Genomic DNA, 23,106 nt, shown 5'->3' with positions numbered 1-23,106 from the left:
TTCCTTCTCATCCACCCCGGGTGAAATTGAAGTGGCCGGTCGAGTGTTGCCGCCCCAGGCCGCGTCCTCTTCAACCGTCCACTCCACGTGATGTTCGCGGCCCACTCCCGTCGGACCGCCGCACCAGAACGCCGCGGCGGCACCCACCTCCGAGCGCACCCGAACCGTCGCGCGCCCGTCGGCGACCTTCCCCACCGCTTCCACTTGGACCAACACCCCGCAATCATCCACGCCAGCGCTGCGTTCCCAAACACTCCTGCCAGGACAAAACGCTCTTTTATAGCGTGACAGTTCCTGGGGCTTCTCCATGAAGAGGCCGCCTCCGATGATGTCCACGTACACGACGTCGAGCTCGGGCGTCGGTCCGCCGAGGACGACGAAGCTGCCCACTGCCGCTGCGTGGGCGCCGGTCTCGAACGGCAGGATCTGCACGGTGACATGAGGGCGTCGGGCTTGTTCGAGCAGGTGGTGGAGTTGTGCCCGCATGGTTTCGCGTCCGCCCACGACGCGGCGGATCACCGCCTCGTCGACCACGGCCCAGATATGGGGCGGCTCGGGTCGTTCGAGCAGCTCCTGCCGCTTCATGCGGATGTCCACCATGTGGGCGATCTCCTGGTCCGAGCACCGCATCTCCGAAGCGCGGTGCACGGCCTCGGCGTAGGCGTGTGTCTGGAGCAGTCCGGGGACGTACATGCAGGCGTAGTGGTCCTCGCTGACCACCTCGTCCTCCAGGGTCAGCATGAGGTTCATGGACTCGGGGACGGGATCCGCGAGCGAGCGCCACCAGCCCTGGATGCGTGCGCCCTTGGCCAGCTCGACGAGTGAGGAGCGTTCGTCGTCCGTGGTGCCGTACTCGCGGCACAGGGCGTCCACGGCCGGCCACTTGACCGTGCCCTCCTTCCGCTCGTAGCGGCTCAGGGTCGCTTTGGAGATGCCGACCAGCGCCCCCGCCTCCTCCAGGGTGAGGCCCTTGCGCTCACGCAGGCGGCGCAGATCGGCACCGAGCTGGCGCCTGCGGGTGGTGGGTCCGACTGTCATGGCTGTGGTTCCTCACGTCGACGCTTCTGAGCGTGCACGGTTGATCGTTGTACGGGCAAGTGGGCGTGCGCCGGGGGCGTGCGGTACGGGGGCGGGCTCCCGGATGGTGTTGATGAGAGTTCCAAAATGAGAGTTCCGATGACACCCTTCCCTTACGCGTCTTCACGCATGGTGATGGCGAGTCTGCTGGGAGTGGTGATCGACGTGGGCGGCTGTCGTTTCGGTGTGGTGCGCAAAGCCTGGGAGATGCCATTCCTGGCGGAGCCGGCGGGGTTGGCAGGGCTGAGAAACGCCGTCAGGTTTCGGCTGGACCTCTGGGGCCTGGCCGACGTCGCCCCCGATGCTCAGCTCTGTGCTTCGGAGCTTGCGGCGAACGTGATCAAGCACGTGGGGCCGGGCACGCGTGCACGTCTTGCCGTCTCCATGAACGGTGGTCGCCTGCGCATCGAGGTGAGCGACCCTGACACGCGCGGTGTCCCCGTCCTCGCCACGCGGGAGGACGGGGAGGAGCACGGCCGCGGGCTGGCTCTCGTGGACGCTCTCGCCGACCGCTGGGGTGTTGTCCTCCGAACCGACTCGAAGGCCACTTGGTGCGAGCTGGTCACCGGGCTGCGGTCGTCGGTCGACCACATGGACGGGCCCGGGGTCGCGAGGGCCGAAGCGCTGCTCGGGCTGCTCGGATTGTCTGGGCGGGACAAGGGTGTTGAGCGGAGACCGGTGACCGTGGCGAACGCGGAGGAGTCGGCCATCGATGTGATCGCCGACCTCCTCCACTGGCTTCGGGCTCATGGGTGCGACCCGGACGGGGCCCTGGACCGAGCGCAGGCGAGCTTTGAGGACCAGAGGAGCCGCGTGCTGTGACGTGGTCCTCATCAGCCAGGCATGTGGTCGGAGGAGCCTACGGGTTGCCCGTGTGTGCCTGGAGCTTCCCAGCCTTGCGCTGGTCACGGTGCAGATTTCGCTATTTCCGTCCGCAGGGCACTTGGCGTGCGCCACGATTCTCCGGCGCGGTTCCTGTGGCACATCCGGTGGCAGTTGGCGCACAGGAAGGCCAGATCGTCCAGCCTGGTCTCGCGAGGCCCGGACACGTGGAGAGGCAGACGATGGTGCATCTCGATGTACCCGGTGCCCAGGCCACCGTAGATGCTGCCGAAATCAAAATCGCATACCTCACGCTGCAGGGGCTGTCCGAGCTTCGTCGCTTGAGCGATCTTGCGAGCACGCAGCCCTCTGTTACGTTCGCGATGCAGTGCCCAGCGCGTGAGAATGCGGCCTTCGACTGCCGAATTTCCCTCATCATCCAACTCGTCCGGATCCTGAGGAATGGAGTAAAGCTCCCCTGTGCCGATTCCTTGGCGCAGCGCGGCTGCGGCAAGGAGCATCCCTGCCGGCCGGGCGATGAAGGCGCTGATCATCTCTCTGTCCAGGTGTCCCCCCTTCGTCGGTGTGCCGACGTACGCGGGGTGGTGAGAAGCCAGGTCGGAGGTCTTGCGGCTGACGCTGCCAGTGGACCGGAACTTCGGGATGGCGCGTGCAGCGCCCTCGTGGATGGGCAAGGACCGGAGGAGGTCAAACAGATCCGAAACTCGGAGGTCGCCCTCGCGGAGCTCGCTCCAGCCGTTCTCGACTACGAGAGCGCAGGCGAGCAGCAACTCGTCCTGGGTCCATGCAGGGCTTCTCTGCATGGGCCATATCGTATGAGTGTTCGCTGTCACGTGTGGGGCGGTCGGAGTGTTGTGGTGCGTGACGCACACTTGAAGGCGATCGCGTTGTCAGTGGGGTCTGTCACCCTCTGTGATGGCTGGCGAGAGCCGGTGCCAGTCGGGCACGTTAGGAAGGAGGGTGTATGACCAGCACTGAGAGGACTTTCACCTCAGTTGAGATCTGCGCTGGGGCGGGTGGGCAGGCGCTAGGGCTCCACGATGCGCTGTTCAGGCACTTGGCGCTCATCGAGATCGATCCCCATGCCGTGGAAACGCTCCGGGCGAACGTGGAAGGAAATGACGACTGGGAAGGCTGCACGGTCAAGCAGGCCGACCTGACGACGCTTGACCCGAAGGGCCTGCGCCTGGAACTGGGGTTGGAGCCAGGGGATCTTGATCTCCTGGCGGGTGGTGTGCCCTGCCCGCCCTTCTCGGTGGCCGGCAAGCAGTTGGGGCCAGACGATGAGCGTGACCTGTTCCCGACCATGCTCAATCTTGTGGACGAGCTTGAGCCCAAGGCTGTGATGATCGAGAACGTCCGTGGGCTGCTGGAGCCGAGGGAGAAGTTCCAGGACTACCGTGAGCACCTGCTGGAGCGCCTTGAGTCCATGGGGTACAAAAAGTGCTACTGGGAAGTGCTGGAAGCTAAGAACTACGGTGTTCCTCAGCTCCGGCCGCGTGCCATCTTGGTTGCGCTGAAAGAACCCTACCTGCCCTTCTTCGCTCAAACTAAGCCAAAGAAGCTTCCTGTGCGCACAGTGGGGGAAGCCTTGAAAGTGACGATGGCTAAGCGATTTGCCGAGGTTGATGATCCGCGCGCTGCGGAAGCGCTAAAGGAATGGCAAGGCAAGGCATCTAAGGGTGTAGCCCCCACGCTAGTTGGCGGTTCCAAGAAACATGGAGGCGCTGACCTGGGGCCGACCCGGGCTAAAAAGGCATGGGCAGCTCTCGGCGTCTGCGGACTCGGAGTCGCAAATGACTCCGAAGAGATGAAGAAGCAGGAAAGCTACGAGCGCGACCTATTTTCTGCGGCAGGACCCAAGCTGACTGTCGAGCAGGCGGCGATTATCCAGGGTTTCCCGCCGAGCTGGAAGTTCAAGGGCAGGAAGACGGCTGCCTACCGACAGGTGGGGAACGCATTCCCGCCGCCGGTTGCCCAGGCTGTAGGTGAACAGATCATCGCAGCACTGAAGGCAGGCAAGGAGGCTGGCGTTGTTGCCGCGGTACGTCAGCCGCGCTCCGAAGGAAGCGAAACTGGCAGCGAGCTGCTGTTCAGGCTGACTGAGCTCTCAGTCCCGGCTGCTCCGAAGGCGGCTGACCGCGGCAGCGATCGCGAGCGCGCAGTCGTCGGCTGACTCGTGCTCCCAGAAGCGCAGCACCGTCCAGCCAGCGGCTTGGAGATGACGGTCAGTGTCCCTGTCGCGGCTGACATTTCGAAGAACCTTCTCTGACCAATAGCCGGAGTTGGTCTTTGGCGGAACGTAATGCATCGGGCAGCCATGCCAGTAACAGCCGTCAATAAAGACAGCCAACTTCGCCGGACGGAAGACAATGTCTGCCGTCCGGCGGAGCCCTGGCAACGGCTTGGCCGCAACGCGGTATCGAAGCCCCTGAGCGTGCAGGATTCTCCGCACCAGCAGTTCAGGCTTGGTGTCGCGGCTTCGGATCGCCTGCATGTTTCGGCGTCGAGCGGCGGATGAAGCCCACGAGCCGTCGGGCGGTTCCCAGACTTCTTCGCTCATCATTTTTCAGAGATTCCAGCTTTCCTGAGGATAAGGTGCTTTTGTTCTTTGGTCATGGACTTGTTCTTCCGTGCATTATTCCTGATGATGGCAGGAATCATCTCGAAGTCGATGTTGAGTGAGCGGAGCTCGTAGACGCTGATCTCCTCTATGTCGTACCAATGTACGTCGAGTCCAAGTTCCCGCAGTTCGCGGGCCCTGCGTTCGGTATGCACGTTGTCTGCGGTTACGATGCGTAGCATGGCTGCTTGAACGGGTTGAGCCAGATTCTTCTGAAGTAGTGAGAACAGGTGCTCGTGAGTCTTTCCGCTGTATGGAATTCTGAGGAGGTTCGGTGGAATCAATTCCTTGTACCGTGAGTCCATTTCTTGCTTAATTTTTGTACGAAGCAGCTCAAACTGCTTGTTCTCGGCAGGAAGATCGCCCAGCATTCTGGACTGCATTGCCCGCGCTGCGATGTCCTTGGCGTAGGTGTAGGCCTCAAACAGGGACTGAGGAGTTGCGTGGCTCGGGATCTCGGAAAGGAGCATTTGCAACGCATGCTCAGCATCCGGCCTGAGTCTCTTCCATTCGCCCTCTGGAGAACGTCGATTCCTCATGGGGTGGATCCCTTCTTGGGTGTGTGTGCCATCGGTTGAGCTACACGTCCCTGGGTCTGAATGCCAACTGTTGTGCGGCGAGACCTTGCAAGATCTTTCTGTCCCGGACAGACGATGCGTTGAGGGTGTCGACGAACCATGGGGCGATCCATGAGGAGCTGCGATAGGGCCATTCGCCGAGGTGGAGGCGGGTTCCTGGAAGCCAGTTGGGATCCGGCTGCGCCGCCTGCCGAGTCGCAGGCATGAACAGAACGTCTGGCTCGTCATCGATGAGGGGCCGCCGCTCAAGCTGTGCGGTAGTGCCGATCAGCCACCAGAGGAACAGCGAGCGGTGCGCGGTGTCTGCGATGGTGCACACCAGCGCATCCTCCAAGCCAGCTGCGTCCAGTGCGGCAGTCACAAGGTCTGGAGGAGGCGGGGTCCGGACTGCGGCAGCCTCGGTGATCGACGCTGGTGTGGCGCCTGCGGCAGCTCGGTCGATCTCTGCGTAGGTCGTCTCTGTGATCTCTGCGTGGAGAAAGTGGTTGATGCCGCGGTAGAAGGCTCCCGGGGTTTCGATTCGCAGCTCAGCTCCCGCTCGCATCCTCATCTCAGTTTTTAGGTACGGCCAGGGGCGTGGCTCGTTACGGCCTTCACCTGGAGGCTGGTACCAGTCCTCCTTGGTGTCGTTCGAAACGAACAGCAGGTGGGATCGGCTCTCTGCATCGGCCATGTGTGAAATGGTCTCTTCCCACAGGAGGAAATCCCCGGAAGAAGCCAGTGCTGTTCCCTTTCCTGCATCCTTGAACCCAGGTGGAATGAGATTTGGAAATCTGTATTGCGAAGCATCTTCAACGCGTTGCCGTGTTAAGTCCGGAGCGGGCGGGCTGGCAATTTGGTCTCCGAACAATGCGGCTACCTGTGTCAGTACCGTGTCGCCATCACTGCTTGGTGAAACTGAGATGTCGTAGTCACGTAGCCGGGACGCCTGGCTTTCAAGCGTGCTGCTCAGATCGCTCAGGAGGTCGCTGATGAATTTGTCGGAAATCTGCTTCTCAAGTCTGCTGCTCGCCTCGGTGTCCTGCGCGTACCTGATCAGCATTTTCTGCGTGTGTGAGCGGGCTTCCTTAAGGGCCTGCTTGGCTTCGCTGATCTTGTTTCGGAGAGCTCGCTGAGAATCTTCGAGTGCCCTCTTCCTGCCGGTGATTACCCGGTGGCGGTTCTGGAAGAATTCCAGACCTACCTGATGCGGGAGCCAGAGGAGCGACTGTACACTCCGAAGGGCATCGAGGATCTGCTGTCGTGCGGCGGGAGTGTATTCGTACAGACTGAGGAGGATGTTTGTATCGAGTACAATAACGCCTTCAGTGAAGAATCGAGACCTCTCCGGATCGCTCTCAGACGGACTCTTCTGAATCCAGTCCTGGAACTGCCTGATCATCGGAAGCTCTCCCTCAGGCTCAGTCACTGTCCAACTCCTCCTGTTGCGGTGTGGCCAGGCTGGCACCGTGGCCTTCCAGTGCGAGGAGTCGCTGCTGAGCCGCTCTTGTGCTTCCCTCCTGGGCTTCGGGCAACTGTGGGGCAGCTTCCACGGCATCACCGGGCTGCGCGACGACCCAGAGCTCTCCGCCGATCTCGGCTTGCGGGAGGCCGCTGTGTTCCGGTCGCGCGCGGACGACGCGATGCGCGACGAACTCTCCTTCCGCCGGTACCGGGCCGCCCAGGTCCCTCGCCACGGCCTGGTGGGACTGGTAATCACCGAGGATGATGATCCCGTAGGGTCGCAGTGCGGGGCGTGCGCGCCCCTTGCTTCCCTCCCTCACGCGCGCCATGTAGTCGAGTTGCTGAGCGGCAGTTCGCACGACACCTCGGCCGATACGCTTGCCGTGTACCAGACGGAAGAGCTCGCGAACGCGAGCCTGCCCCTTGTTCTTGCCGGGGATCAGAATACGTGCCCGTGTTGCAGCCGGAAGGTGGAGCAGTACGTTTTCCGGAAGAACGGCATCTTTCCAAAGCCATGTGATGTTGTTGCGATGTTCCGCTTTGACCGTGAACTTCATGTCCCGGTTGGTTCCGCCGTTGAGCCATTCGCGCTGGATGCGCAGCAAGCCTGCACTCCACAGGCTCTGGTAGTCGTCGGCCCAGACAAGCAGGCAGAGATGGCCCTCGGCTTCCGGAGGAATCATCCACGATCCGAATTTCTGTGAATACTTGCAGTCGACGTCGATTCCCTCTATGCGATAGTCCATGTCGACGCCGTCATTAAACTCAAATTCGCGCTGTAGGTTGATTTCAACAAGTGTTCCTGCGTGAGTCTTTTCTGTTTTGAATAGGGTGGCCCAGTCGTATCGTCCAGTGGCCTCGCCGTTGAGGAGTTGGTCGATCGTGTCCCGTAGCACTCTGGCGAATCGAGTTCCGTGAGGGTCAAGCTTCATCAAGTGGTGGTGCACCACCATCAGTTCCGGATCGTCACAGACGCCAGATACGGGGCCGGGCGGTTCAAAAAGAGTCACGCTGACACGCTTCCGTAGAGGAGATTGACGGAGGGTACGCACCTGACTCAGACTCCTGACACTCACGTGTAGTTCCCAGAGGGGGTGAGTGAGTCCGCTCCGTCAGCCTGGCAATGACGGCAGCCCGGATCCCGGAAGCTGGGCCTGTCGGCGACGTGATGGCGCGAGGAGGCGGGACCAGGCACCGTGGCGGCTGCTGAGGCTGTCTGGCCACTGCGCGGCGCACCCCCGTTGGCGGGTGAGGCTCGGCGAGCGAGGACCAAACGAGCCAGGTGTGAGCGCGGCCTGGAGTGAGAGCGGTCGGTCCCTCCCCCTCCAGGCTCGGGCTGGGGTGTCACCCGCCCCCGTGGCACCCCCCATAAGCCTCCCCCGACCCGCACCAGCAGGCAGCCGTGCGCGAAGGCGGCCACGGGATCGCGCGGCCCCGGGCCGCGAGGGTGGTGGCGTACTGGGGGAGGAGGCCCGGGTCGGACGGGGACGCGGCCTCCGAGGCGGCGAACGCCTCGTACGAGGGGACCGTGCCCGTCACGATGCCCAGGTTCGGGGTGCCCGTCGCGTGGAGGTCGCGCAGGGACGCCTCCAGGCGGTCCAGGTGGGTCGTGCGGTCCACGTACTCCTCGGTCAACTCCGGGTACGCCGTGAGCAGTTCGCGGAGCTCCTGTTCCGGCCAGTGCAGTACCGCCACCGGGAACGGGCGGGAGAGCGCCGTGCGGTACGTGCCCAGCTCCGCGCGCAGGCGGGCGATCTCGGCCTTCAGCTCCACCGGGTCCGATGACCCCAGCGACCACAGGCGCTTCGGGTCGTGCAGTTCGTCCAGGGGCACCGCGGCCGTGTGCAGCTCGCCGGCCAGCTCGTCCCAGGCGTCGTGCTCCAGGCCCATCAGCCGGCGCACCCGGTGGCGGCCGGTCAGCAGGGACTGCGTGGCGTACGGGACCTCCTCGCCGGGGGCCAGCAGCAGGGTCAGGGCGGTGGAGAGGAAGTCGTGCGCCTTCTCCAGCTCGTCGTGCGCCTCCAGGGTCTCCGCCGCCACCTGCCACGGCGCTGCGTTCAGCGGGCCCGCGGCTCGGATGCCGTCGATGATCGCCCGGGCCTCGGCCTCGTGACCGTACTCCCAGAGGTTGGCCGCTTTCAGGGCCTTGATCAGGTGCGGGTTGTCGGCGGTCGCCTCGGGGGCGGCGAGCAGGTCGTCGTAGAGCGTGCTCGCTCGGGCGCGGTCGCCCGCGAGTTCCAGGTGGGCCGCGGCCTGGAGGATCAGCGGTTCGTGGTCCTCGGGGTACTGCGCCGCGGTGCGGAGCAGACGCTCGGCTTCGGTCGTGTGGTCGGCAGGCGTGTCGGGGCGCATGGACCACACGGTACTGCCGGACGGTGACGGCGGGGAGAACAGGGCGGAGGAGGAGAAGCGGGAGAAGTCTGGAGAGTTGTGAGGTTTGCCCCTACCGTGCGCTCCGAGTCTTCAACGGTGTGCGGTCGTGCGCCCCGAGGCTTGCGGTGCGGGAGGGTGGCGTCGATGCGGAGGCGGGGAGCCGGGCGAGGGCGCGGGGTGTTGTCCGGGGCGCGAGGCCGTGGCGGAGGCGGTTCGCATCTTCTCGCCTGCGGGCTCTGGCTCTCCGCCGAGGTCGTCGTCACCCTCGGTGTCGTCCTGCTCCTGCTCGTCGCCCATCAGCTCTGGTGGACCAACCGCGAGGCCCGCGCCGACGCCGGGCGCACCGTCCAGAGCCTCCAGCGGGAGTGGGACAAGCCTGCACCCTCCCCTGCGCCCGACCCGGGTGGGGGTGAGGACGCGCTCGACGGAGGGCCTCGTCCTTCGGCCTCCGGTCGTGCGACCGGGGCCGCGCCCGCCCCGGCCGCCCGGCCCCGTGCCGCGCCCCGCTGGGACCAGGCGTACGCCGTCCTGCGCATCCCCCGGATCGGGCTCACCGCCCCCGTCGCCGAGGGCACCAGCAAGGGCGGGGTGCTCGACCGGGGGTACGTCGGGCACTACACCCGTACCGCGCAGGCCGGGCAGGCCGGGAACTTCGCGCTCGCCGGGCACCGCAACACCCACGGCGAACCCTTCCGGCGCATCGACCGGCTCCGCAACGGTGACCGGATCACCGTGGAGACCCGGGACGCCGTCTACACGTACACCGTCGGCAAACGCCTCGCCCGGACCGCGCCCTCCGACAGCGGTGTCATCGCGCCCGTACCGCGCAGCAACATCACCACCTCCGTCGGCTACAGCGAGCCCGGCTACTACCTCACCCTCACCACCTGCACCCCCGAGTTCAGCTCGCGCTACCGGCTCGTCGTCTGGGGGCAGCTCACCGCGATGCGCCCCCGCTGAACGGTGGCGAGAAACCCCGGGGCCGCCCCGATCATCGTGTATAACGAAAGAGTGCCGTTCACTCCGATGGGCGGCACTCCGCAGGAACGGTACGAGGCCGGAACCAGGAACGGGAGGTGCACAACGTGCGGGACGCCAACGCCCTGCGCCGTGCCTTCGCCCGGCTGCTCCGGCCCGCCGGACTCCTCCTCCTCTTCCTCACCGAGATCCTTCTCGCCGAGGGCGGCAGCCTCTCCGCCGCCGTCGCGCTCGCCGCCACCGCCGCGGCCGGTTCCGCCCTCCTCGCCTGCGCCGTCATCAGCGCCCGCTGCGCGTCCCCGGTGCCCCGCACCCGGGTCCGTACCGCCATCAGGGACCGGGAGCGGCGCACCGCGTTCCTCCCGCAACGCGACCCCGACGCACGGGGGCGCACCAGGCCCCGGGCACCCGGGCACGCCCTCCTGACGGCTGCCGCGTAGCGCAACCCCGCACCTCCCGCCCGTACCTCGCGTACGGGTGCCGCACCCAGGACGGGTGCGCCCCGCGCCGGTCGTCATGCCGAGTGATCACCCCGTACCTCGTCGCCTTCTGCGCAGGTACCTCCCGGCACGACGAGACCCCCGGAGGGCTCACCCATGTCCGCCTTCATGTCCGCTTTCGCGAGCCTGGTCGGCTCCCTCGCCGATCTGCTGCAGCCGCTCTTCCAGACCGCGTCCACCGCCGCCGCGATCATCCTGTTCACCGCGCTCGTCCGGCTCGCCGTCCATCCGCTCTCCCGGGCCGCCGCGCGCGGGCAGAAGGCCCGGAGCAGGCTCCAGCCCCAGATCGCCGAGCTGCGGAAGAAGCACGGCAAGAATCCCGAGCGGATGCAGAAGGCGATCATGGAGCTGCACGCCGCCGAGAAGGTGTCGCCGCTCTCCGGCTGCCTGCCGAGCCTGCTCCAGATGCCCGCGTTCTTCCTGCTCTACCACCTCTTCTCCAGCAGCTCGATCGGCGGCGAGCCCAACGCGCTGCTCAGCCACGACCTGCTCGGCGCACCGCTCGGCGGGCGCTGGCACGACGCGCTCGCGCACGGCGGTCTGTTCGGCGGGCAGGGGCTGGTCTACCTGGGGCTCTTCGTGATCGTCGCCGCCGTCGCCACGTTCAACTACGGACGCACCAAGCGGCAGATGGCCGCCAACCCGATGACGCCCGCCGCGGGCCCGGACGGACAGCCCGTGCCCGGCCTGGGCGCGATGACCAAGCTCATGCCGCTGATGTCGTTCTTCACGCTGATCACCGTGGCCGTCGTCCCGCTCGCCGCGGCCCTCTACGTCGTCACGACGACGACCTGGACCGCCCTCGAGCGGGCCTGGCTCTACCGCGACATGCCCGTCGCCGGTGGCGCCATGGCCACCGCGGCGTAATCGGCGCCGCCGATGCGCCGGTCCAGTGTGTGAACGAGGTCTTGCGGAGTGATCCGATCTCTTGGACGATCAGCCAAGCCCCTCGGCGGCCGCACCCCGCCGAAGGGCTCTCCACCTCGATCAAGAGGAGTTGGACCGTTGAAGCTGCTTCGAGTCGGTACGGCGGGCGCCGAGCGTCCCGCACTTCTCGACCGCGACGGGACTCTGCGTGATCTGTCGGGAATCGTCCCCGACATCGACGGCGATCTGCTCGCCGACGCCTCCGCGCTCGCCCGCGTACGGGCGGCCGCCGAGGCCCCCGGTGTGCTGCCCGCCCTGGACGCGACAGGGCTGCGGATCGGTCCGCCGCTGGGACGCATCGGCAAGATCGTGTGCATCGGGCTGAACTACCACGACCACGCCGCCGAGACGGGTGCGGAGATCCCGGCCGAGCCGATCCTGTTCTTCAAGGCCCCCGACACCGTCGTCGGGCCCGACGATACGGTCCTCGTACCGCGCGGCAGCCGCAAGACCGACTGGGAGGTCGAGCTCGCCGTCGTCATCGGGCGCACCGCCCGCTACCTGGGCTCGGCCGAGCAGGGGCTCGCCCATGTCGCCGGGTACGCCACCGCCCACGACGTCTCCGAGCGCGAGTTCCAGATCGAGCGCGGCGGCACCTGGGACAAGGGCAAGAACTGCGAGACGTTCAACCCGCTGGGGCCCTGGCTCGTCACCGCCGACGAGGTGGACGACCCGCAGGCCCTGCCGCTGCGGCTCTGGGTCAACGGCGAGCTGAAGCAGAACGGCACCACGGCCGAGCAGATCTTCCCGGTCGGCGAGGTCGTCCGCTACCTCAGCCACTTCATGACCCTCTACCCGGGCGACATCATCAACACCGGTACGCCCGCCGGGGTCGCCATGGGGCAGCCCGAGCCCAAGCCGTACCTGAAGGCGGGCGATGTGGTGGAGCTGGAGGTGGAGGGGCTCGGCCGGCAGCGGCAGGAGCTGAAGGACGCGTAGCCGGGGGAGGGGGTGTCGTCGTCGCTGTACGTGTACTCGTACGTGACGGCGCCCCCTCCCCATACGGGCTGCTCAGCGTCCCGGCCCGCCCTTCGCGTACGGCTCGGACGCCTGGGCCCGCCCTCCCCGTACGGCCGGCTCAGGCCCCCGGCGTCGGCGCGAACTGCTCCAGCGCCTCGACCACCATCGCGTGGTCCTCGGCCTGCGGCAGGCCGGACACCGTGACCGCGCCGATCACGCCCGCGCCCTCCACCGCGATCGGGAACGAACCGCCGTGCGCGGCGTACGTGTCCGGGTCCAGGCGGGACGACTCCTCGAACGTCGTGCCCTTCGCGCGGAACCGGGTGCCGACCAGGTACGAGCTCTCGCCGTACCGCTCGACCACCTTCCGCTTGCGGTCGATCCACGCGTCGTTGTCCGCGCTCGAACCCGGCAGCGCCGCGTGGAACAGCTGCTGCGCCCCGCGCCGGATGTCGATCGCGACCGGCGCGTGCCGCTCCCGGGCCAGCTGGACCAGCAGGCTGCCCAGCGCGAACGCGTCGTCGTAGGAGAAGTGCGGGAGGGTGAGCCGGCGCTCCTGGGCGATCAGCTCGGAGATGGTGGGGGAGGTGGTGGTCATGCGCGCCGCTCCTCTGCGTCGTGGTGCGGTTCGTCGTGGCGGGGGTCGTCGTGGTGGGGGAGAAGGGTGACCGAGACGCCCTCGCGCGCCGAGCGGCGGGCGGCCTCCAGGACGTCCAGGGCCGCGGCCGCCTGGAGTGCGGTGACCGGGTTGTCGCCGGTGCCACGGACCGCCGCGGCGACGGCGGCGTAGTACGCGGGGTAGTCGCCGGGCAGCGTACGGACGGGGGTGCCGCCGCCGGTCAGCGGGGACTCGCCGGAGCCGATGCGGCCCCACAGCTCCTCCCCCTCCTCGCCCCACGGCTCGCCGGCCACCGGGCGCAGCCCCTCGCGCAGGGCCGCTTCCTGCGGGTCCAGGCCGTACTTCACATAGCCCGCCGCCGAGCCGAGCACGCGAAAGCGCGGGCCGAGCTGGGCCGTGGTGGCGCTGACGTACAGATGGGAGCGGACCCCGTTCTCGTGCGTGATCGCGATGAACGTGTCGTCGTCCGCCGCCGCGCCCGGACGCCGTACGTCGGACTCGGCGTACACCTGCACAGCCGCTCCGAACAGCACCAGCGCCTGGTCGACGACATGGCTGCCCAGGTCGTACAGCAGACCGCCGATCTCGTCCGGGTCGCCCGACTCGCGCCAGCCGCCCTTCAGCTGCGGCCGCCAGCGCTCGAACCGGGACTCGAAGCGCTGCACCTCGCCCAGCTCGCCGTCGGCGATCAGGGCTGCCAGGGTGCGGAAGTCGTTGTCCCAGCGGCGGTTCTGGAAGACCGAGAGCAGCAGCCCGCGCTCCTCGGCGAGGGCCGCCAGCTCGCGCGCCTCGGCGGCGGTCCCGGCGATCGGCTTGTCCACGACGACGGGGAGACCGGCCTTCAGCGCGGCCGTCGCCAGCGGGACGTGCGTCTTGTTCGGGGAGGCGATCACGACCAGGTCCAGCTCGTCCGCGCGCTCCCACAGCTCGTCCGGCGATGCGGCGAACCGGACGTCGCCGAACGCGGCACGGGCCTCCGCCCGGCGCTCCTCGTTCGACGTGACGACCGTGTCGAGGACCAGGCCGTCGGTCGCGGAGACCAGCGGGGCGTGGAAGACGGAGCCGGCCAGGCCGTAGCCGACGAGGGCGACGCGGAGAGGGGCGCCGGAGGCGTTGGGGGTCATGCGATCCACTTAAGCAACGCTGTTGCCAAAGTGCAAGCGACCGGCACAATGGGGCGGTGAAGAGGAGTGAGCCGTGAACGGGAGCCGGACGAGGACCCAGGCCGGGGTCAACCTGCCTGCCCTGCGCCACCACAACGCGACGCTGGTGCTGGACCTGCTGCGGGCGGCGGGAGCTGACGGCATCAGCCGGCTGGAGCTCGCCGAGGGCACCGGCCTCACCCCGCAGGCCGTCAGCAAGATCACCGCCCGGCTGCGGGAGGACGGGCTCGCCGTCGGCGCGGGCCTGCGCCCCTCCACCGGCGGCAAGCCGCGCACGGTGCTGCGGCTGGTCCCCGACGCCCAGTTCGCCGTCGGCCTGCACCTCGACCGCGACGGGCTCACCGCCGTCCTCGTCGACCTCGCGGGCCGGCCCGTCGCGGTCACCACCGCCCCGCTCGACCTCGGCGCTCCGGCGGAGCAGGTCCTCGCGGACGCGGCCCACGCCGTACGGGACCTGAGCGCGGCCGAACCGCACAAGCCGGTCCTCGGGGTGGGCGTCGCGGTGCCCGGACCGCTCGACCACCGGGACGGCGTGCTGCACCGGGTCACCGGCTTCCCGCAGTGGGACGGCTACCCGCTGCGCGCCGCGCTTGCCGAGCGGACCGGGCTGCCGGTGGTCCTGGACAAGGACACCAACGCCGCCGCCCTGGCCCTCGCTCTCGGCAGCGCGGGCGGCGGCGACTTCGCCTACCTCCACCTCGGTACGGGTCTGGGCGCGGGCCTGGTCCTCGGCGGTGAGGTGCACCGGGGGGCGCGGACGGGGGCCGGTGAGTTCGGGCACCAGACCCTCCAGCTGGACGGCCCGCTGTGCGGCTGCGGCGGGCGCGGCTGCATCGAGGCCCTGTGCCTGGCCGCCGAGGCGCGCGGCGACCGGGGCGAGGCGGCCCGGGTGCTGGGCACGGGCGCGGCGAACCTGGTCGGCCTGCTCGACATCGACCGGGTCGTCCTGGGCGGCCGGACGGTGGCCTCCGACGAGGACGCGTACGTCCGGGGCGTCCGGGCGGTGATCGAGGAGCGGGCCGCCCGGGGCGGGGCGGGCGCGGGCGTGACCGTCACGGTCGCCGGGGGCGGCGACCGGCCGGTCGCGGAGGGCGCGGCGCAGCTGGTGCTCGCGCCGGTGTTCGGGCGGGTGGGGGAGCGGGGGTAGGGCCCTGCCTGCTGGCCCTGCCTGTTCCTGGGCGGGCTCCGTCGGCCCGGGAACGCGGGAGCCGGGGGCCGGAGGGGCCGGGCGCCCGCGAGCCCGCGAGCCCGCGAGCCCGCGAGTCCGGGAGTCCGGGAGTCCGGGAGTCGGAGGGCTCGCGAGCCTGCCGGCCCGCGAGCCCGAGGGGTCGAGAACTCGGGGGGTCCGGGGGCCCGTGGGTCCGAGGGGCCCGAGGTTCGGAGGGTCTGAGGGTCTGAGGGCCCGCGAGCCCGGCGGCCCGCGAGCCCGGCGGCCCGCGAGCTCGGCGGCCCGCGAGCCCGGCGGCCCGCGAGCTCGGCGGCCCGCGAGCCCGGCGGCCCGCGAGCTCGGCGGCCCGCGAGCCCGGCGGCCCGCGAGCTCGGCGGCCCGCGAGCCCGGCGGCCCGCGAGCTCGGCGGCCCGCGAGCCCGCGGGGCCGAGATTCCGCGGGGCCGAGCGCCCGCGGGCACGGCGGCCGGATGCCCGGGGAGCCCGAGAGCGAGTGCGGTCGGGTGATCCTATTAATCGTGTCGGCATGTCGACTCTCTGAGTTCGCGCGCGCGTGATTCCGTCGGAGGCCATCACCGGTGGCCCGCCCGCCCCTCCCGGGAGCCCCGGTCGTCCCGCGAGCAGCGAAGGGTGACCCCCCATGCCCCCCACCTCCGGCGCACGGCCACGTGACGGCCGCACGCTCGCCGCCCTCGGGCTGGTCGCCGGGATCGCGGTGCCCGCCACGCTCCTGGGCGGACCGCAGGCGACCGCCCTGCCCGCCCCGGTGGCATCCGCCCCCTTAGCCGCAGCCGCAGACGTACACGCCTCAGGCACAGCCGTACGCGCCGCGAACGCGGACGACGAACAGCCCGTGTGCGGTGACCCGAAGGCCAAGGACTTCCCCATCGAGACCCGGATCCAGGGCGCCCCGGACCGGTATGCCTCCGGCGGCGGCTACGGCACCTGGTTCCTCGACCTCACCAACACCACCGACACCTCCTGTCAGGCCCTGCACCCGGTCCTCGTGCTCGCCGACCGCGACCGGAGGCTGACGTCGGACCAGATCCAGCTGGAGTTCTCCGAACCCGGCAGCCCGGAGAAGGAACACCGGGTCACCTGGGAGTCCACCGACCGCGACGAGCAGATCGGCGTCTTCGGCGACCCGTTCCCCGGGCTCACCGTCCCGGCCGGGGAGACCGTCTCCGTACGCGTCCGGATGGCCTTCACCTCCGACACCGCCCCCGGCCCGGTCACCGCCCACGCGGCCGTCGTCCAGCGCCACCACCAGGGCCGGGGGAAGGGCGGCGGGCGCGAGGACGGCGAGTGGGTGGGGGAGTCGGAGGACTACCCCTTCGTGATCGTCGACGGCGCCACGGGCGGCATCCGCGAGCCGGACGGCCCCCGGACCGAGCACCCGGATCCGGAGCACCCGGATCCGGAGCACCCGGATCCGGAGCGCACCGGCCCCGGCACCGGCACCCGTACCGAACGGCCCGGCGATCCCGACGGTCCCAGTAAGGACCCCCGCACCGATCCGGGCACGGGCCGGGACCCGGCCCCGGACGGCACCTCCAGCCCCCACCCGTCGACCCGCCCGGACACGGGGGAGGGGGACGGGGGCGACCGCGGCGAGGAGAGCCCCGGGCTGCCGGCCCGCGACGGACTCGGCCGCCCGCTCCCCGAACTCGCCCGCACCGGACCGGTGTCGACGGCCTGGACCGGGGCCGCCGCCGGGGCCCTCCTGCTGGCCGGGACCGCCCTGCTGCGGTACGCCCGCCGGGCCCGCCGCACGGGGGACTGAGCCGGAGGGCCGGCGGGGCGGGGGGCCGCCCGGTTCGGGGGCGATCGGGCCCGAATCCCCGCCGCCGGTGCCCGGACCCGCGTACCGCGAGCCCGAATCCGTCCTCCCGTCGAAGCGTTCACGTGACTCTGCCACGATCAGGCGGTGGACTACCCGAACGACCAGGCACCTGGCGCACCGATCCGCTCCGGCATCCCCGAGCACGGCCGTATCCCGAAGTACTACGCGGTCAAGGCCCGCATCGCGGTCCTGCTGGACGAGTTGGGCGAGGGCGGACTCCTGCCCACCGCCCGCCCGGTTCGGGGGCGATCGGGCCCGAATCCCCGCCGCCGGTGCCCGGACCCGCGTACCGCGAGCCCGAATCCGTCCTCCCGTCGAAGCGTTCACGTGACTCTGCCACGATCAGGCGGTGGACTACCCGAACGACCAGGCACCTGGCGCACCGATCCGCTCCGGCATCCCCGAGCACGGCCGTATCCCGAAGTACTACGCGGTCAAGGCCCGCATCGCGGTCCTGCTGGACGAGTTGGGCGAGGGCGGACTCCTGCCCACCGAGCGGGAACTCGCCCAGGTGCACGAGGTCTCGCGGGAGACCGTCCGCCAGGCCCTGCGCGAACTCCTCCTGGAGGGGCGGCTGCGCCGGCAGGGGCGCGGCACCGTCGTCGCCGGGCCCAAGCTGGAGCAGCCGCTCTCGCTGGCCAGTTACACCGAGGGCGTCCGCCGCCAGGGGCTGCGGCCCGGGCGCCACCTCATCGGCCTGGACCGCTTCCCCTGCCCCGAGGCGCTCGCCGCCGAGGTCGGCGTCGAGCGGGGAGAGCCGGTCTGGCACCTGGAGCGGGTGCTGCTCGCCGACGGCGAACGCGTCGGCCTGGAGAGCACGTACGTCGGCGTCGCCCGCGTCCCCGGCCTGGACACGGAGTTCGACCCGGACTCCTCCTTCTACGCCTACCTCCGCGACGCCCTCGGGATCGCCTTCGGCGACGCCGACGAGCGGATCGAGACCGTACTCGCGACCCCCCGAGAGGCCCTGCTCATCGGAACCCCGCCCGCCCTGCCGATGCTCCTCATCCACCGCCTCTCCCGGGACACCGACGGCCGGCCGCTGGAGCGCGTGCGGACGCTGTTCCGGGGGGACCGGTTCTCCTTCTCCGCGCATCTGCGGGGGCAGGGGCAGGCCTGAGAGGGCCTGATCACCGTTCTGCCGACGTCTCGCCGCCCTTCCGCGCGGCTGCCTCTTTGATCACGGATGCATAACGGGTCTGGTCCAAACTTGCGGGGTCGTTCACCGTCCCGTCGATGACCGGACGCGTCCGGGACACCCGCCCCCAGGAGCGTGGCCGACGTGAGAGTCATCGTCGTAGGAGCCGGCGTGGTGGGAACCATGCACGCCTGGCACGCAGTCAGCCGCGGCCACGAGGTCGTACAGATCGAGCGCGAGAGCGAGGCGCGCGGGGCATCGCTCCGCAATTTCGGACAGATATGGATCAGCGGGCGGGCCGGAGGCGAGGAGCTGGAAACCGCCCTGCGCGCCCGTGAGTTGTGGGAGGGCATCGGTGAGCGGGTGCCCGGGCTCGGCTTCCGGGCCTGTGGTTCGCTCACCCCGCTGCGGACCGCACGCGAGGTCGCCGTCGCCGAGGCGGCCGTCGCCAGGACCGACGCGGCGGCACGCGGCTACAAGCTGCTCACCGCCGACGAGGCCCGGGCGGTCAACCCGGCCCTGCGCGGCGCGTTCACCGCCGCCCTGTGGTGCGAGCGGGACGCGGCCGTCGAGCCCCGCACCGTCCAACTCGCCCTCAAACAGGAGCTGCTGGCCTCCGGGCGGTACGCCTACCTCGGCGGCCGCGAGGTCCGCGAGGTCGTCGGGACCGCATCGGTGCGCGACGACCACGGAGACGTCCACACCGGTGACGCCGTCATCCTCGCCACCGGCGCCTGGCTCGGCGGGCTCGTCCGTGAACTCGCCGGGCCCGAGCTGCCCGTGCGCCGCGTCCGCCTCCAGATGATGCAGACCGACCCTCTCGGTGAGCCCCTCACCACCTCCGTCGCCGACGCCGACAGCTTCCGCTACTACCCCGCCTACCGGGGCGAGGCGCTCGACGCCCTCAACGCCGGACAGGTCCAGGACCCCGTCGCCGCCGAGCACCGCATGCAGCTCCTCATGGTCCAGCGCCGCGACGGCGGGCTGACCATCGGCGACACCCACGAGTACGAGCACCCCTTCGCCTTCGACACCGTCGAGGAGCCGTACGAGCACCTCACCCGGGTCGTCGAGGCCTTCCTCGGCCGCCCGCTGCCGCGTATCCGCCACCGCTGGGCGGGCGTCTACGCCCAGTGCACCGACACCGCACGCGTCGTCCACCGGCAGCAGGTGCGCGACGGGGTCTGGCTCGTCACCGGACCCGGCGGGCGCGGCATGACGTGCTCGCCCGCCATCGCCGAAACGACCGCCGACCAACTGGGCTGGTGAACCACATGACTTCCCCGACCGACCTGACGTCCCCGACCGACGTGACCACCGCGACCGACACCCCGCGTGCCCCCTACAACCTCGTCGTCCTCGACATGGCCGGGACCACCGTCGCCGACGGCGGCCTCGTCGAACAGGCCTTCTCCGCCGCCGCCCAACGCCTCGGCGTGCGCCCCGGTTCCGACGAGCACACCCGCCAACTCGCCTACGTACGCGCCACCATGGGCGAGTCCAAGATCTCCGTCTTCCGGCATCTGTTCGGCGACGAGGGCCGGGCGCAGTACGCCAACACCGCCTTCGAGGAGGCGTACGGGGAACTCGTCGACGGCGGCCGTATCGCCCCGCTCCCCGGCGCCCGCGCCGCCGTCGAACGCCTCGCCGCCGAAGGCCGTACCGTCGTCCTGACCACCGGCTTCGCCCGCGCCACCCAGGACGCCATCCTCGCCGCCCTCGGCTGGCAGGACCTCGTCCCGCTCACCCTCTGCCCCGCCGACGCGGGCGGCCGGGGCCGGCCCTTCCCGGACATGGTGCTGGCCGCCTTCCTCCGCACCGGGGCCGTGGCCGACGTACGCCGGACCGTGGTGGCGGGTGACACCTCGTACGACATGCTCAGCGGCGTACGCTCCGGCGCCGGGATCGTCGCCGGGGTTCTCACCGGCGCCCACGACCAGGACCAGCTGACCCGGCACGGCGCGACCCACGTCCTCGGCTCCGTCGCCGAACTGCCCGACCTCATCGCGCGGGCCGAAGCGGACGAACGGCCCGGCCCCGTCGCGCGGGCCGAAGCATGAGCGCCCCCGCCCCCGGCGAAACCGCCACCCCCAGCGGAATCCGCTTCGACGGCGTCACCGTCGCCTACGGCGGGACCGTCGTCCTCGACCGGCTCGACCTCACCGTCGAACCCGGCGAGGTGATGGCCCTCCTCGGGCCCTCCGGCTCCGGCAAGACCACCGCCCTGCGCGCCGTCGCCGGGTTCGTCCGGCCCGCCGCCGGGCGGGTCCTCCTCGGCGGCCGGGACGTCACCGCCCTGCCCCCGCACCGGCGCGGCATCGGCATGGTCGTCCAGAGCTACGCCCTCTTCCCGCACCTCAAGGTCAAGGACAACGTGGCCTTCGGGCTCAAGGCCCACCGCACCCCGAAGGCCGAGATCCCCGGCCGGGTCACCGAGGCCCTCGAACTCGTCGGCATGGCCGCGTACGCCGACCGGCACCCCCGCGAACTCTCCGGCGGCCAGCAGCAGCGCGTCGCGATCGCCCGCGCGCTGGCCATCCGGCCCGGCGTGCTGCTCCTGGACGAACCGCTCTCCGCCCTCGACGCCCGCCTCCGCTCCGGGATGCTCGCCGAACTGGCCCGGCTGCACCGCGAATTGCCGGACGTCTCCATCCTGTACGTCACCCACGACCAGGTCGAGGCGCTGACCCTCGCCGACCGGATCGCCGTCATGGACCGCTCCCGGCTCCAGGACTGCGGCACCCCCGAGGAGCTCTACCGCCGACCCCGTACGGAGTTCACCGCCTCGTTCGTCGGCAACGCCAACCTGCTCCCGGTCACCGTGGCCGGCGAGGGAGCCGTCCGGCTCGGCGACCGCTCCCTCCGGGTGCCCGTGGAAGCCGCCGCACCCGGCGCCACCGCCACCCTCTGCGTCCGGCCCCATCTGGTCGGCCTCGGCGACGGGCCCAACGCGCTCACCGGCAGCGTCACGGAGGTCCAGTGGCGCGGCTCCACCCACCGCGTCCACGCCGATGTCGACGGCCACCGCGTCATGGCGGACCTCCGCGAACTGCGCGAGCCCCCGGCCATCGGCGACCCCGTCACCCTGCACTTCGCCACCGAGGACGCGGTCCTGCTCCCTGCGGGGGCCGGCGACGGGGTGGGGGTCGGCCGATGACCGCCACCACCGCCACAGGCACCGCCACCACCTCCGCCGTGCTCCGTACTCCCGGCGAACCGGCCCCCGCAGCAACCGCCCCCGCCCCCGGCCCCGCCCGGTCCCGTACCGTCCCCGCCTGGGTCTGGGCGCTGCCGCCCGTCGCCGTCCTCGCCCTCGCGTTCCTCTATCCGCTGGCCCTCGTCCTCCAGCAGTCCGTCACCCCCGACGACGGCGGCGGCGTCTCGCCCGACCCGTACGCCGACGTCTTCGCCTCCGAGGTCTTCCGCGACGCGCTCACCACCACCGTGTGGCTCGCCGTCGAGTCGACCGTGGGCTGCCTGGTCCTCGGCTTCGTCCTCGCGCTGGTCATCGCGTTCGTCCCGTTCCCCGGCGGGAAGGCGGTCGCCCGGTTCGTCGACGTCTTCCTCTCCTTCCCGTCCTTCCTCATCACGCTCGCCCTGCTGTTCATCTACGGCTCGGTCGGCATGGCCAACGGGCTCTGGACCGACGTCACCGGGGCGGCCGACGGGCCCTTCCACTTCCTGACCACCCCCTGGGGCGTCCTGCTCGCCGAGATCACCTACTTCACCCCGTTCGTGATGCGCCCGCTGCTCGCCGCGTTCTCCCAACTCGACACCGGACAGCTGGAAGTGGCCTCCTCGCTCGGCGCCGGGCCCGTGCGGATCATCCGGCAGGTGATCCTGCCCGAGGCGCTCCCGGCGCTCGCGGCGGGCGGCAGCCTCGTGCTGGTGATGTGCCTGAACGAGTTCGGGATCGTCCTGTTCACCGGGGCGAAGGACGTCACCACGCTGCCGATGCTCGTCTACAGCAAGGCGATTCTGGAGTCGGACTACCCGGCCGCCTGCGTCGTCGCCGTCGTCAACATCGCGATCTCCGTGGGCCTTTACAGCCTCTACCGGGTGGTGAGCCGTCGTGCTGGTGCATAGCCGGGCCGGGAAGTGGGCCACCTGGGCCGTCTTCCTGCTCCTCTTCGTCCCGCTGTTCGCGGTGCCGCTGCTCGTCATCCTCGCCGCGTCCCTCGCCACCAACTGGTCCGGGGCCTTCCCCTCCGGGCCCACCGTCGAGCGCTACGCCGCCGCGACGAGCGGCGACTCGCTCCAGGCGCTGACCACCAGCCTCGCCACCGCTCTTGCCGCGAGCGTGCTGGCCCTCACCCTCGGCGGCTGGGCCGCGCTCGCCGCCGCCTCTCTCCGTACTCGCGGAAAGCGGCTGCTGGACGCCTTGTTCATCCTGCCGGTCGCCGTGCCCTCGGTGGTCGTCGGACTGGCCGTGCTGGTGGCCTACAGCCAGCCGCCCGTGCTGCTCAACGGGACGCGGTGGATCGTGATCCTCGCCCACACCGTGCTCGTCACCGCTTTCGCCTACCAGTCGGTCGCCGCCGCCGTACGCCGTCTGGACCCGGTGTACGAACAGGCCGCCGCCGGTCTCGGCGCGAGCCCCGCACGGGTTCTGTGGCGGGTGAAGCTGCCGCTGCTGCTGCCCTCGCTCACCTCGGCCGTCGGGCTCTGCTTTGCCCTGTCCATGGGGGAGTTGAGCGCCACGGTGATGCTCTACCCGCCGGACTGGACCCCGCTGCCGGTGCAGATCTTCGCTGCCACCGACCGGGGCTCGCTCTTCACCGGCGCCGCCCTCGCCGTGGTCCTGATGGCGTCGACGCTCCTCGTCCTGGCCGCCGTCTCCCGTATCCGCACCCGCGCCTCCTACCGCTGATCCC

22 protein-coding genes and 2 pseudogenes are annotated in these 23,106 nt (G+C 70.0%); 15 read left to right on the top strand and 9 right to left on the bottom strand.

Annotation, left to right across the window (positions count from 1 at the left end; genetic code table 11):
* Positions 1-267: 267 nt before the first annotated feature.
* Positions 268-1,038, bottom strand: a pseudogene (locus WQO_RS35685) (helix-turn-helix domain-containing protein); the annotation flags it as partial.
* A 174-nt stretch (positions 1,039-1,212) separates the two neighbouring features.
* Between WQO_RS35685 and WQO_RS12160 the strand changes: the two are divergent.
* Positions 1,213-1,899, top strand: a complete 687-nt coding sequence (locus WQO_RS12160; protein ID WP_050992347.1) for an ATP-binding protein — start codon at positions 1,213-1,215, stop codon at positions 1,897-1,899.
* A gap of 83 nt (positions 1,900-1,982) precedes the next feature.
* On the opposite strand, the gene WQO_RS12155 is transcribed toward WQO_RS12160, so the two are convergent.
* On the bottom strand, positions 1,983-2,723 hold the full coding sequence (locus WQO_RS12155) for an HNH endonuclease (RefSeq protein WP_010062756.1): 741 nt from the start codon (positions 2,721-2,723) through the stop codon (positions 1,983-1,985).
* A 161-nt stretch (positions 2,724-2,884) separates the two neighbouring features.
* On the opposite strand from WQO_RS12155, the gene WQO_RS12150 reads away from it, so the two are divergent.
* Positions 2,885-4,096 carry a DNA cytosine methyltransferase gene (locus WQO_RS12150; protein ID WP_010062757.1) on the top strand — a complete coding sequence of 404 codons (1,212 nt, stop codon included), beginning with the start codon at positions 2,885-2,887 and terminating at the stop codon, positions 4,094-4,096.
* Here the strand turns inward: WQO_RS12150 and WQO_RS34970 are convergent.
* The 5 genes from WQO_RS34970 to WQO_RS12135 form a co-directional block, all read right to left on the bottom strand.
* Positions 4,031-4,483 (bottom strand): very short patch repair endonuclease, encoded by a 453-nt coding sequence (locus WQO_RS34970; protein ID WP_107115874.1) that lies wholly within the window; start codon positions 4,481-4,483, stop codon positions 4,031-4,033. The two genes, WQO_RS12150 and WQO_RS34970, sit on opposite strands and share 66 nt — an antisense overlap.
* Positions 4,483-5,082 (bottom strand): hypothetical protein, encoded by a 600-nt coding sequence (locus WQO_RS35980; protein WP_148660116.1) that lies wholly within the window; start codon positions 5,080-5,082, stop codon positions 4,483-4,485. The genes WQO_RS34970 and WQO_RS35980 overlap by 1 nt, the downstream gene beginning before the upstream one ends.
* Positions 5,083-5,122: 40 nt before the next feature.
* A complete protein-coding gene (locus tag WQO_RS35975; protein ID WP_148660115.1) occupies positions 5,123-6,502 on the bottom strand; it encodes a PIN-like domain-containing protein in 1,380 nt (459 codons plus the stop codon).
* A gap of 19 nt (positions 6,503-6,521) precedes the next feature.
* Positions 6,522-7,574, bottom strand: coding sequence for a NaeI family type II restriction endonuclease (locus WQO_RS34965; protein ID WP_010062760.1), 1,053 nt, complete (start codon positions 7,572-7,574; stop codon positions 6,522-6,524).
* 334 nt (positions 7,575-7,908) lie between these two features.
* The gene (locus WQO_RS12135; protein WP_010062762.1) at positions 7,909-8,916 is read right to left on the bottom strand and encodes an SEC-C domain-containing protein; all 1,008 of its coding nucleotides are present in this window, start codon (positions 8,914-8,916) and stop codon (positions 7,909-7,911) included.
* A 165-nt stretch (positions 8,917-9,081) separates the two neighbouring features.
* Here WQO_RS12135 and WQO_RS12130 point away from each other — a divergent pair, with 165 nt between their 5' ends.
* From WQO_RS12130 to WQO_RS12115, 4 genes are all read left to right on the top strand, one after another.
* The gene (locus WQO_RS12130) at positions 9,082-9,897 is read left to right on the top strand and encodes a class E sortase (RefSeq protein WP_418082100.1); all 816 of its coding nucleotides are present in this window, start codon (positions 9,082-9,084) and stop codon (positions 9,895-9,897) included.
* Positions 9,898-10,022: 125 nt separating this feature from the next.
* Positions 10,023-10,355 (top strand): DUF6412 domain-containing protein, encoded by a 333-nt coding sequence (locus tag WQO_RS12125; protein ID WP_029182512.1) that lies wholly within the window; start codon positions 10,023-10,025, stop codon positions 10,353-10,355.
* Between the two features lie 156 nt (positions 10,356-10,511).
* Positions 10,512-11,282, top strand: coding sequence for a YidC/Oxa1 family membrane protein insertase (locus tag WQO_RS12120; RefSeq protein WP_010062765.1), 771 nt, complete (start codon positions 10,512-10,514; stop codon positions 11,280-11,282).
* 138 nt (positions 11,283-11,420) lie between these two features.
* The gene (locus tag WQO_RS12115) at positions 11,421-12,281 is read left to right on the top strand and encodes a fumarylacetoacetate hydrolase family protein (RefSeq protein WP_010062766.1); all 861 of its coding nucleotides are present in this window, start codon (positions 11,421-11,423) and stop codon (positions 12,279-12,281) included.
* 139 nt (positions 12,282-12,420) lie between these two features.
* On the opposite strand, the gene WQO_RS12110 is transcribed toward WQO_RS12115, so the two are convergent.
* Both WQO_RS12110 and WQO_RS12105 read right to left on the bottom strand, forming a co-directional pair.
* Entirely contained in the window at positions 12,421-12,900 is a 480-nt protein-coding gene (locus tag WQO_RS12110) for a heme-degrading domain-containing protein (protein ID WP_010062767.1), read from the bottom strand.
* Positions 12,897-14,045: a Gfo/Idh/MocA family oxidoreductase gene (locus WQO_RS12105; RefSeq protein WP_010062768.1), complete on the bottom strand. Its 1,149-nt coding sequence runs from the start codon at positions 14,043-14,045 to the stop codon at positions 12,897-12,899. The genes WQO_RS12110 and WQO_RS12105 overlap by 4 nt, the downstream gene beginning before the upstream one ends.
* A 73-nt stretch (positions 14,046-14,118) precedes the next feature.
* Between WQO_RS12105 and WQO_RS12100 the strand changes: the two genes are divergently transcribed.
* The 9 genes and pseudogenes from WQO_RS12100 to WQO_RS12065 all read left to right on the top strand — a co-directional run bounded on the left by WQO_RS12100 (position 14,119) and on the right by WQO_RS12065 (position 23,102).
* Positions 14,119-15,231 carry an ROK family transcriptional regulator gene (locus tag WQO_RS12100; RefSeq protein ID WP_010062769.1) on the top strand — a complete coding sequence of 371 codons (1,113 nt, stop codon included), beginning with the start codon at positions 14,119-14,121 and terminating at the stop codon, positions 15,229-15,231.
* Between the two features lie 660 nt (positions 15,232-15,891).
* Positions 15,892-17,034, top strand: coding sequence for a hypothetical protein (locus WQO_RS12095; protein ID WP_058953963.1), 1,143 nt, complete (start codon positions 15,892-15,894; stop codon positions 17,032-17,034).
* A gap of 144 nt (positions 17,035-17,178) precedes the next feature.
* Positions 17,179-17,343 (top strand): annotated as a pseudogene (locus tag WQO_RS36755) (GntR family transcriptional regulator); the annotation flags it as partial.
* A 100-nt stretch (positions 17,344-17,443) separates the two neighbouring features.
* Complete coding sequence (locus WQO_RS12090; protein ID WP_010062772.1) at positions 17,444-18,214, top strand: GntR family transcriptional regulator; 771 nt, start codon at positions 17,444-17,446, stop codon at positions 18,212-18,214.
* Positions 18,215-18,376: 162 nt separating this feature from the next.
* A complete protein-coding gene (locus tag WQO_RS12085; RefSeq protein ID WP_010062773.1) occupies positions 18,377-19,501 on the top strand; it encodes a TIGR03364 family FAD-dependent oxidoreductase in 1,125 nt (374 codons plus the stop codon).
* Positions 19,502-19,506: 5 nt separating this feature from the next.
* Positions 19,507-20,292: a phosphonatase-like hydrolase gene (locus tag WQO_RS12080; protein WP_193407187.1), complete on the top strand. Its 786-nt coding sequence runs from the start codon at positions 19,507-19,509 to the stop codon at positions 20,290-20,292.
* Entirely contained in the window at positions 20,289-21,389 is a 1,101-nt protein-coding gene (locus WQO_RS12075) for an ABC transporter ATP-binding protein (protein ID WP_010062775.1), read from the top strand. Before WQO_RS12080 ends, WQO_RS12075 begins: the two co-directional genes overlap by 4 nt.
* Positions 21,386-22,318, top strand: a complete 933-nt coding sequence (locus tag WQO_RS12070) for a 2-aminoethylphosphonate ABC transporter permease subunit (RefSeq protein WP_010062776.1) — start codon at positions 21,386-21,388, stop codon at positions 22,316-22,318. The genes WQO_RS12075 and WQO_RS12070 overlap by 4 nt, the downstream gene beginning before the upstream one ends.
* The gene (locus WQO_RS12065) at positions 22,305-23,102 is read left to right on the top strand and encodes an ABC transporter permease (RefSeq protein ID WP_010062777.1); all 798 of its coding nucleotides are present in this window, start codon (positions 22,305-22,307) and stop codon (positions 23,100-23,102) included. Before WQO_RS12070 ends, WQO_RS12065 begins: the two co-directional genes overlap by 14 nt.
* Positions 23,103-23,106: the final 4 nt, after the last annotated feature.

This window comes from Streptomyces globisporus C-1027 (genome assembly GCF_000261345.2).
In the GTDB taxonomy this organism is placed as follows: Bacteria; Actinomycetota; Actinomycetes; order Streptomycetales; family Streptomycetaceae; genus Streptomyces; species Streptomyces pakalii.
Note: the sequence above shows the minus strand (reverse complement) of the source record. Positions and strands in the feature narration are given on the sequence as shown.

Bases quoted from the DNA above. Each gene is read 5' to 3' on its own strand.
- WQO_RS12095 (WP_058953963.1), top strand. From the start codon at position 15,892: ATGCCCCCCACCTCCGGCGCACGGCCACGTGACGGCCGCACGCTCGCC.
- WQO_RS12070 (WP_010062776.1), top strand. From the start codon at position 21,386: ATGACCGCCACCACCGCCACAGGCACCGCCACCACCTCCGCCGTGCTC.
- WQO_RS12150 (WP_010062757.1), top strand. From the start codon at position 2,885: ATGACCAGCACTGAGAGGACTTTCACCTCAGTTGAGATCTGCGCTGGG.
- WQO_RS35980 (WP_148660116.1), bottom strand. From the start codon at position 5,082: ATGAGGAATCGACGTTCTCCAGAGGGCGAATGGAAGAGACTCAGGCCG.
- WQO_RS12135 (WP_010062762.1), bottom strand. From the start codon at position 8,916: ATGCGCCCCGACACGCCTGCCGACCACACGACCGAAGCCGAGCGTCTG.
- WQO_RS34970 (WP_107115874.1), bottom strand. From the start codon at position 4,483: ATGAGCGAAGAAGTCTGGGAACCGCCCGACGGCTCGTGGGCTTCATCC.
- WQO_RS12075 (WP_010062775.1), top strand. From the start codon at position 20,289: ATGAGCGCCCCCGCCCCCGGCGAAACCGCCACCCCCAGCGGAATCCGC.
- WQO_RS12110 (WP_010062767.1), bottom strand. From the start codon at position 12,900: ATGACCACCACCTCCCCCACCATCTCCGAGCTGATCGCCCAGGAGCGC.
- WQO_RS12105 (WP_010062768.1), bottom strand. From the start codon at position 14,045: ATGACCCCCAACGCCTCCGGCGCCCCTCTCCGCGTCGCCCTCGTCGGC.
- WQO_RS12080 (WP_193407187.1), top strand. From the start codon at position 19,507: ATGACTTCCCCGACCGACCTGACGTCCCCGACCGACGTGACCACCGCG.
- WQO_RS35975 (WP_148660115.1), bottom strand. From the start codon at position 6,502: ATGATCAGGCAGTTCCAGGACTGGATTCAGAAGAGTCCGTCTGAGAGC.
- WQO_RS12130 (WP_418082100.1), top strand. From the start codon at position 9,082: ATGCGGAGGCGGGGAGCCGGGCGAGGGCGCGGGGTGTTGTCCGGGGCG.
- WQO_RS12160 (WP_050992347.1), top strand. From the start codon at position 1,213: ATGGCGAGTCTGCTGGGAGTGGTGATCGACGTGGGCGGCTGTCGTTTC.
- WQO_RS12120 (WP_010062765.1), top strand. From the start codon at position 10,512: ATGTCCGCCTTCATGTCCGCTTTCGCGAGCCTGGTCGGCTCCCTCGCC.
- WQO_RS12155 (WP_010062756.1), bottom strand. From the start codon at position 2,723: ATGCAGAGAAGCCCTGCATGGACCCAGGACGAGTTGCTGCTCGCCTGC.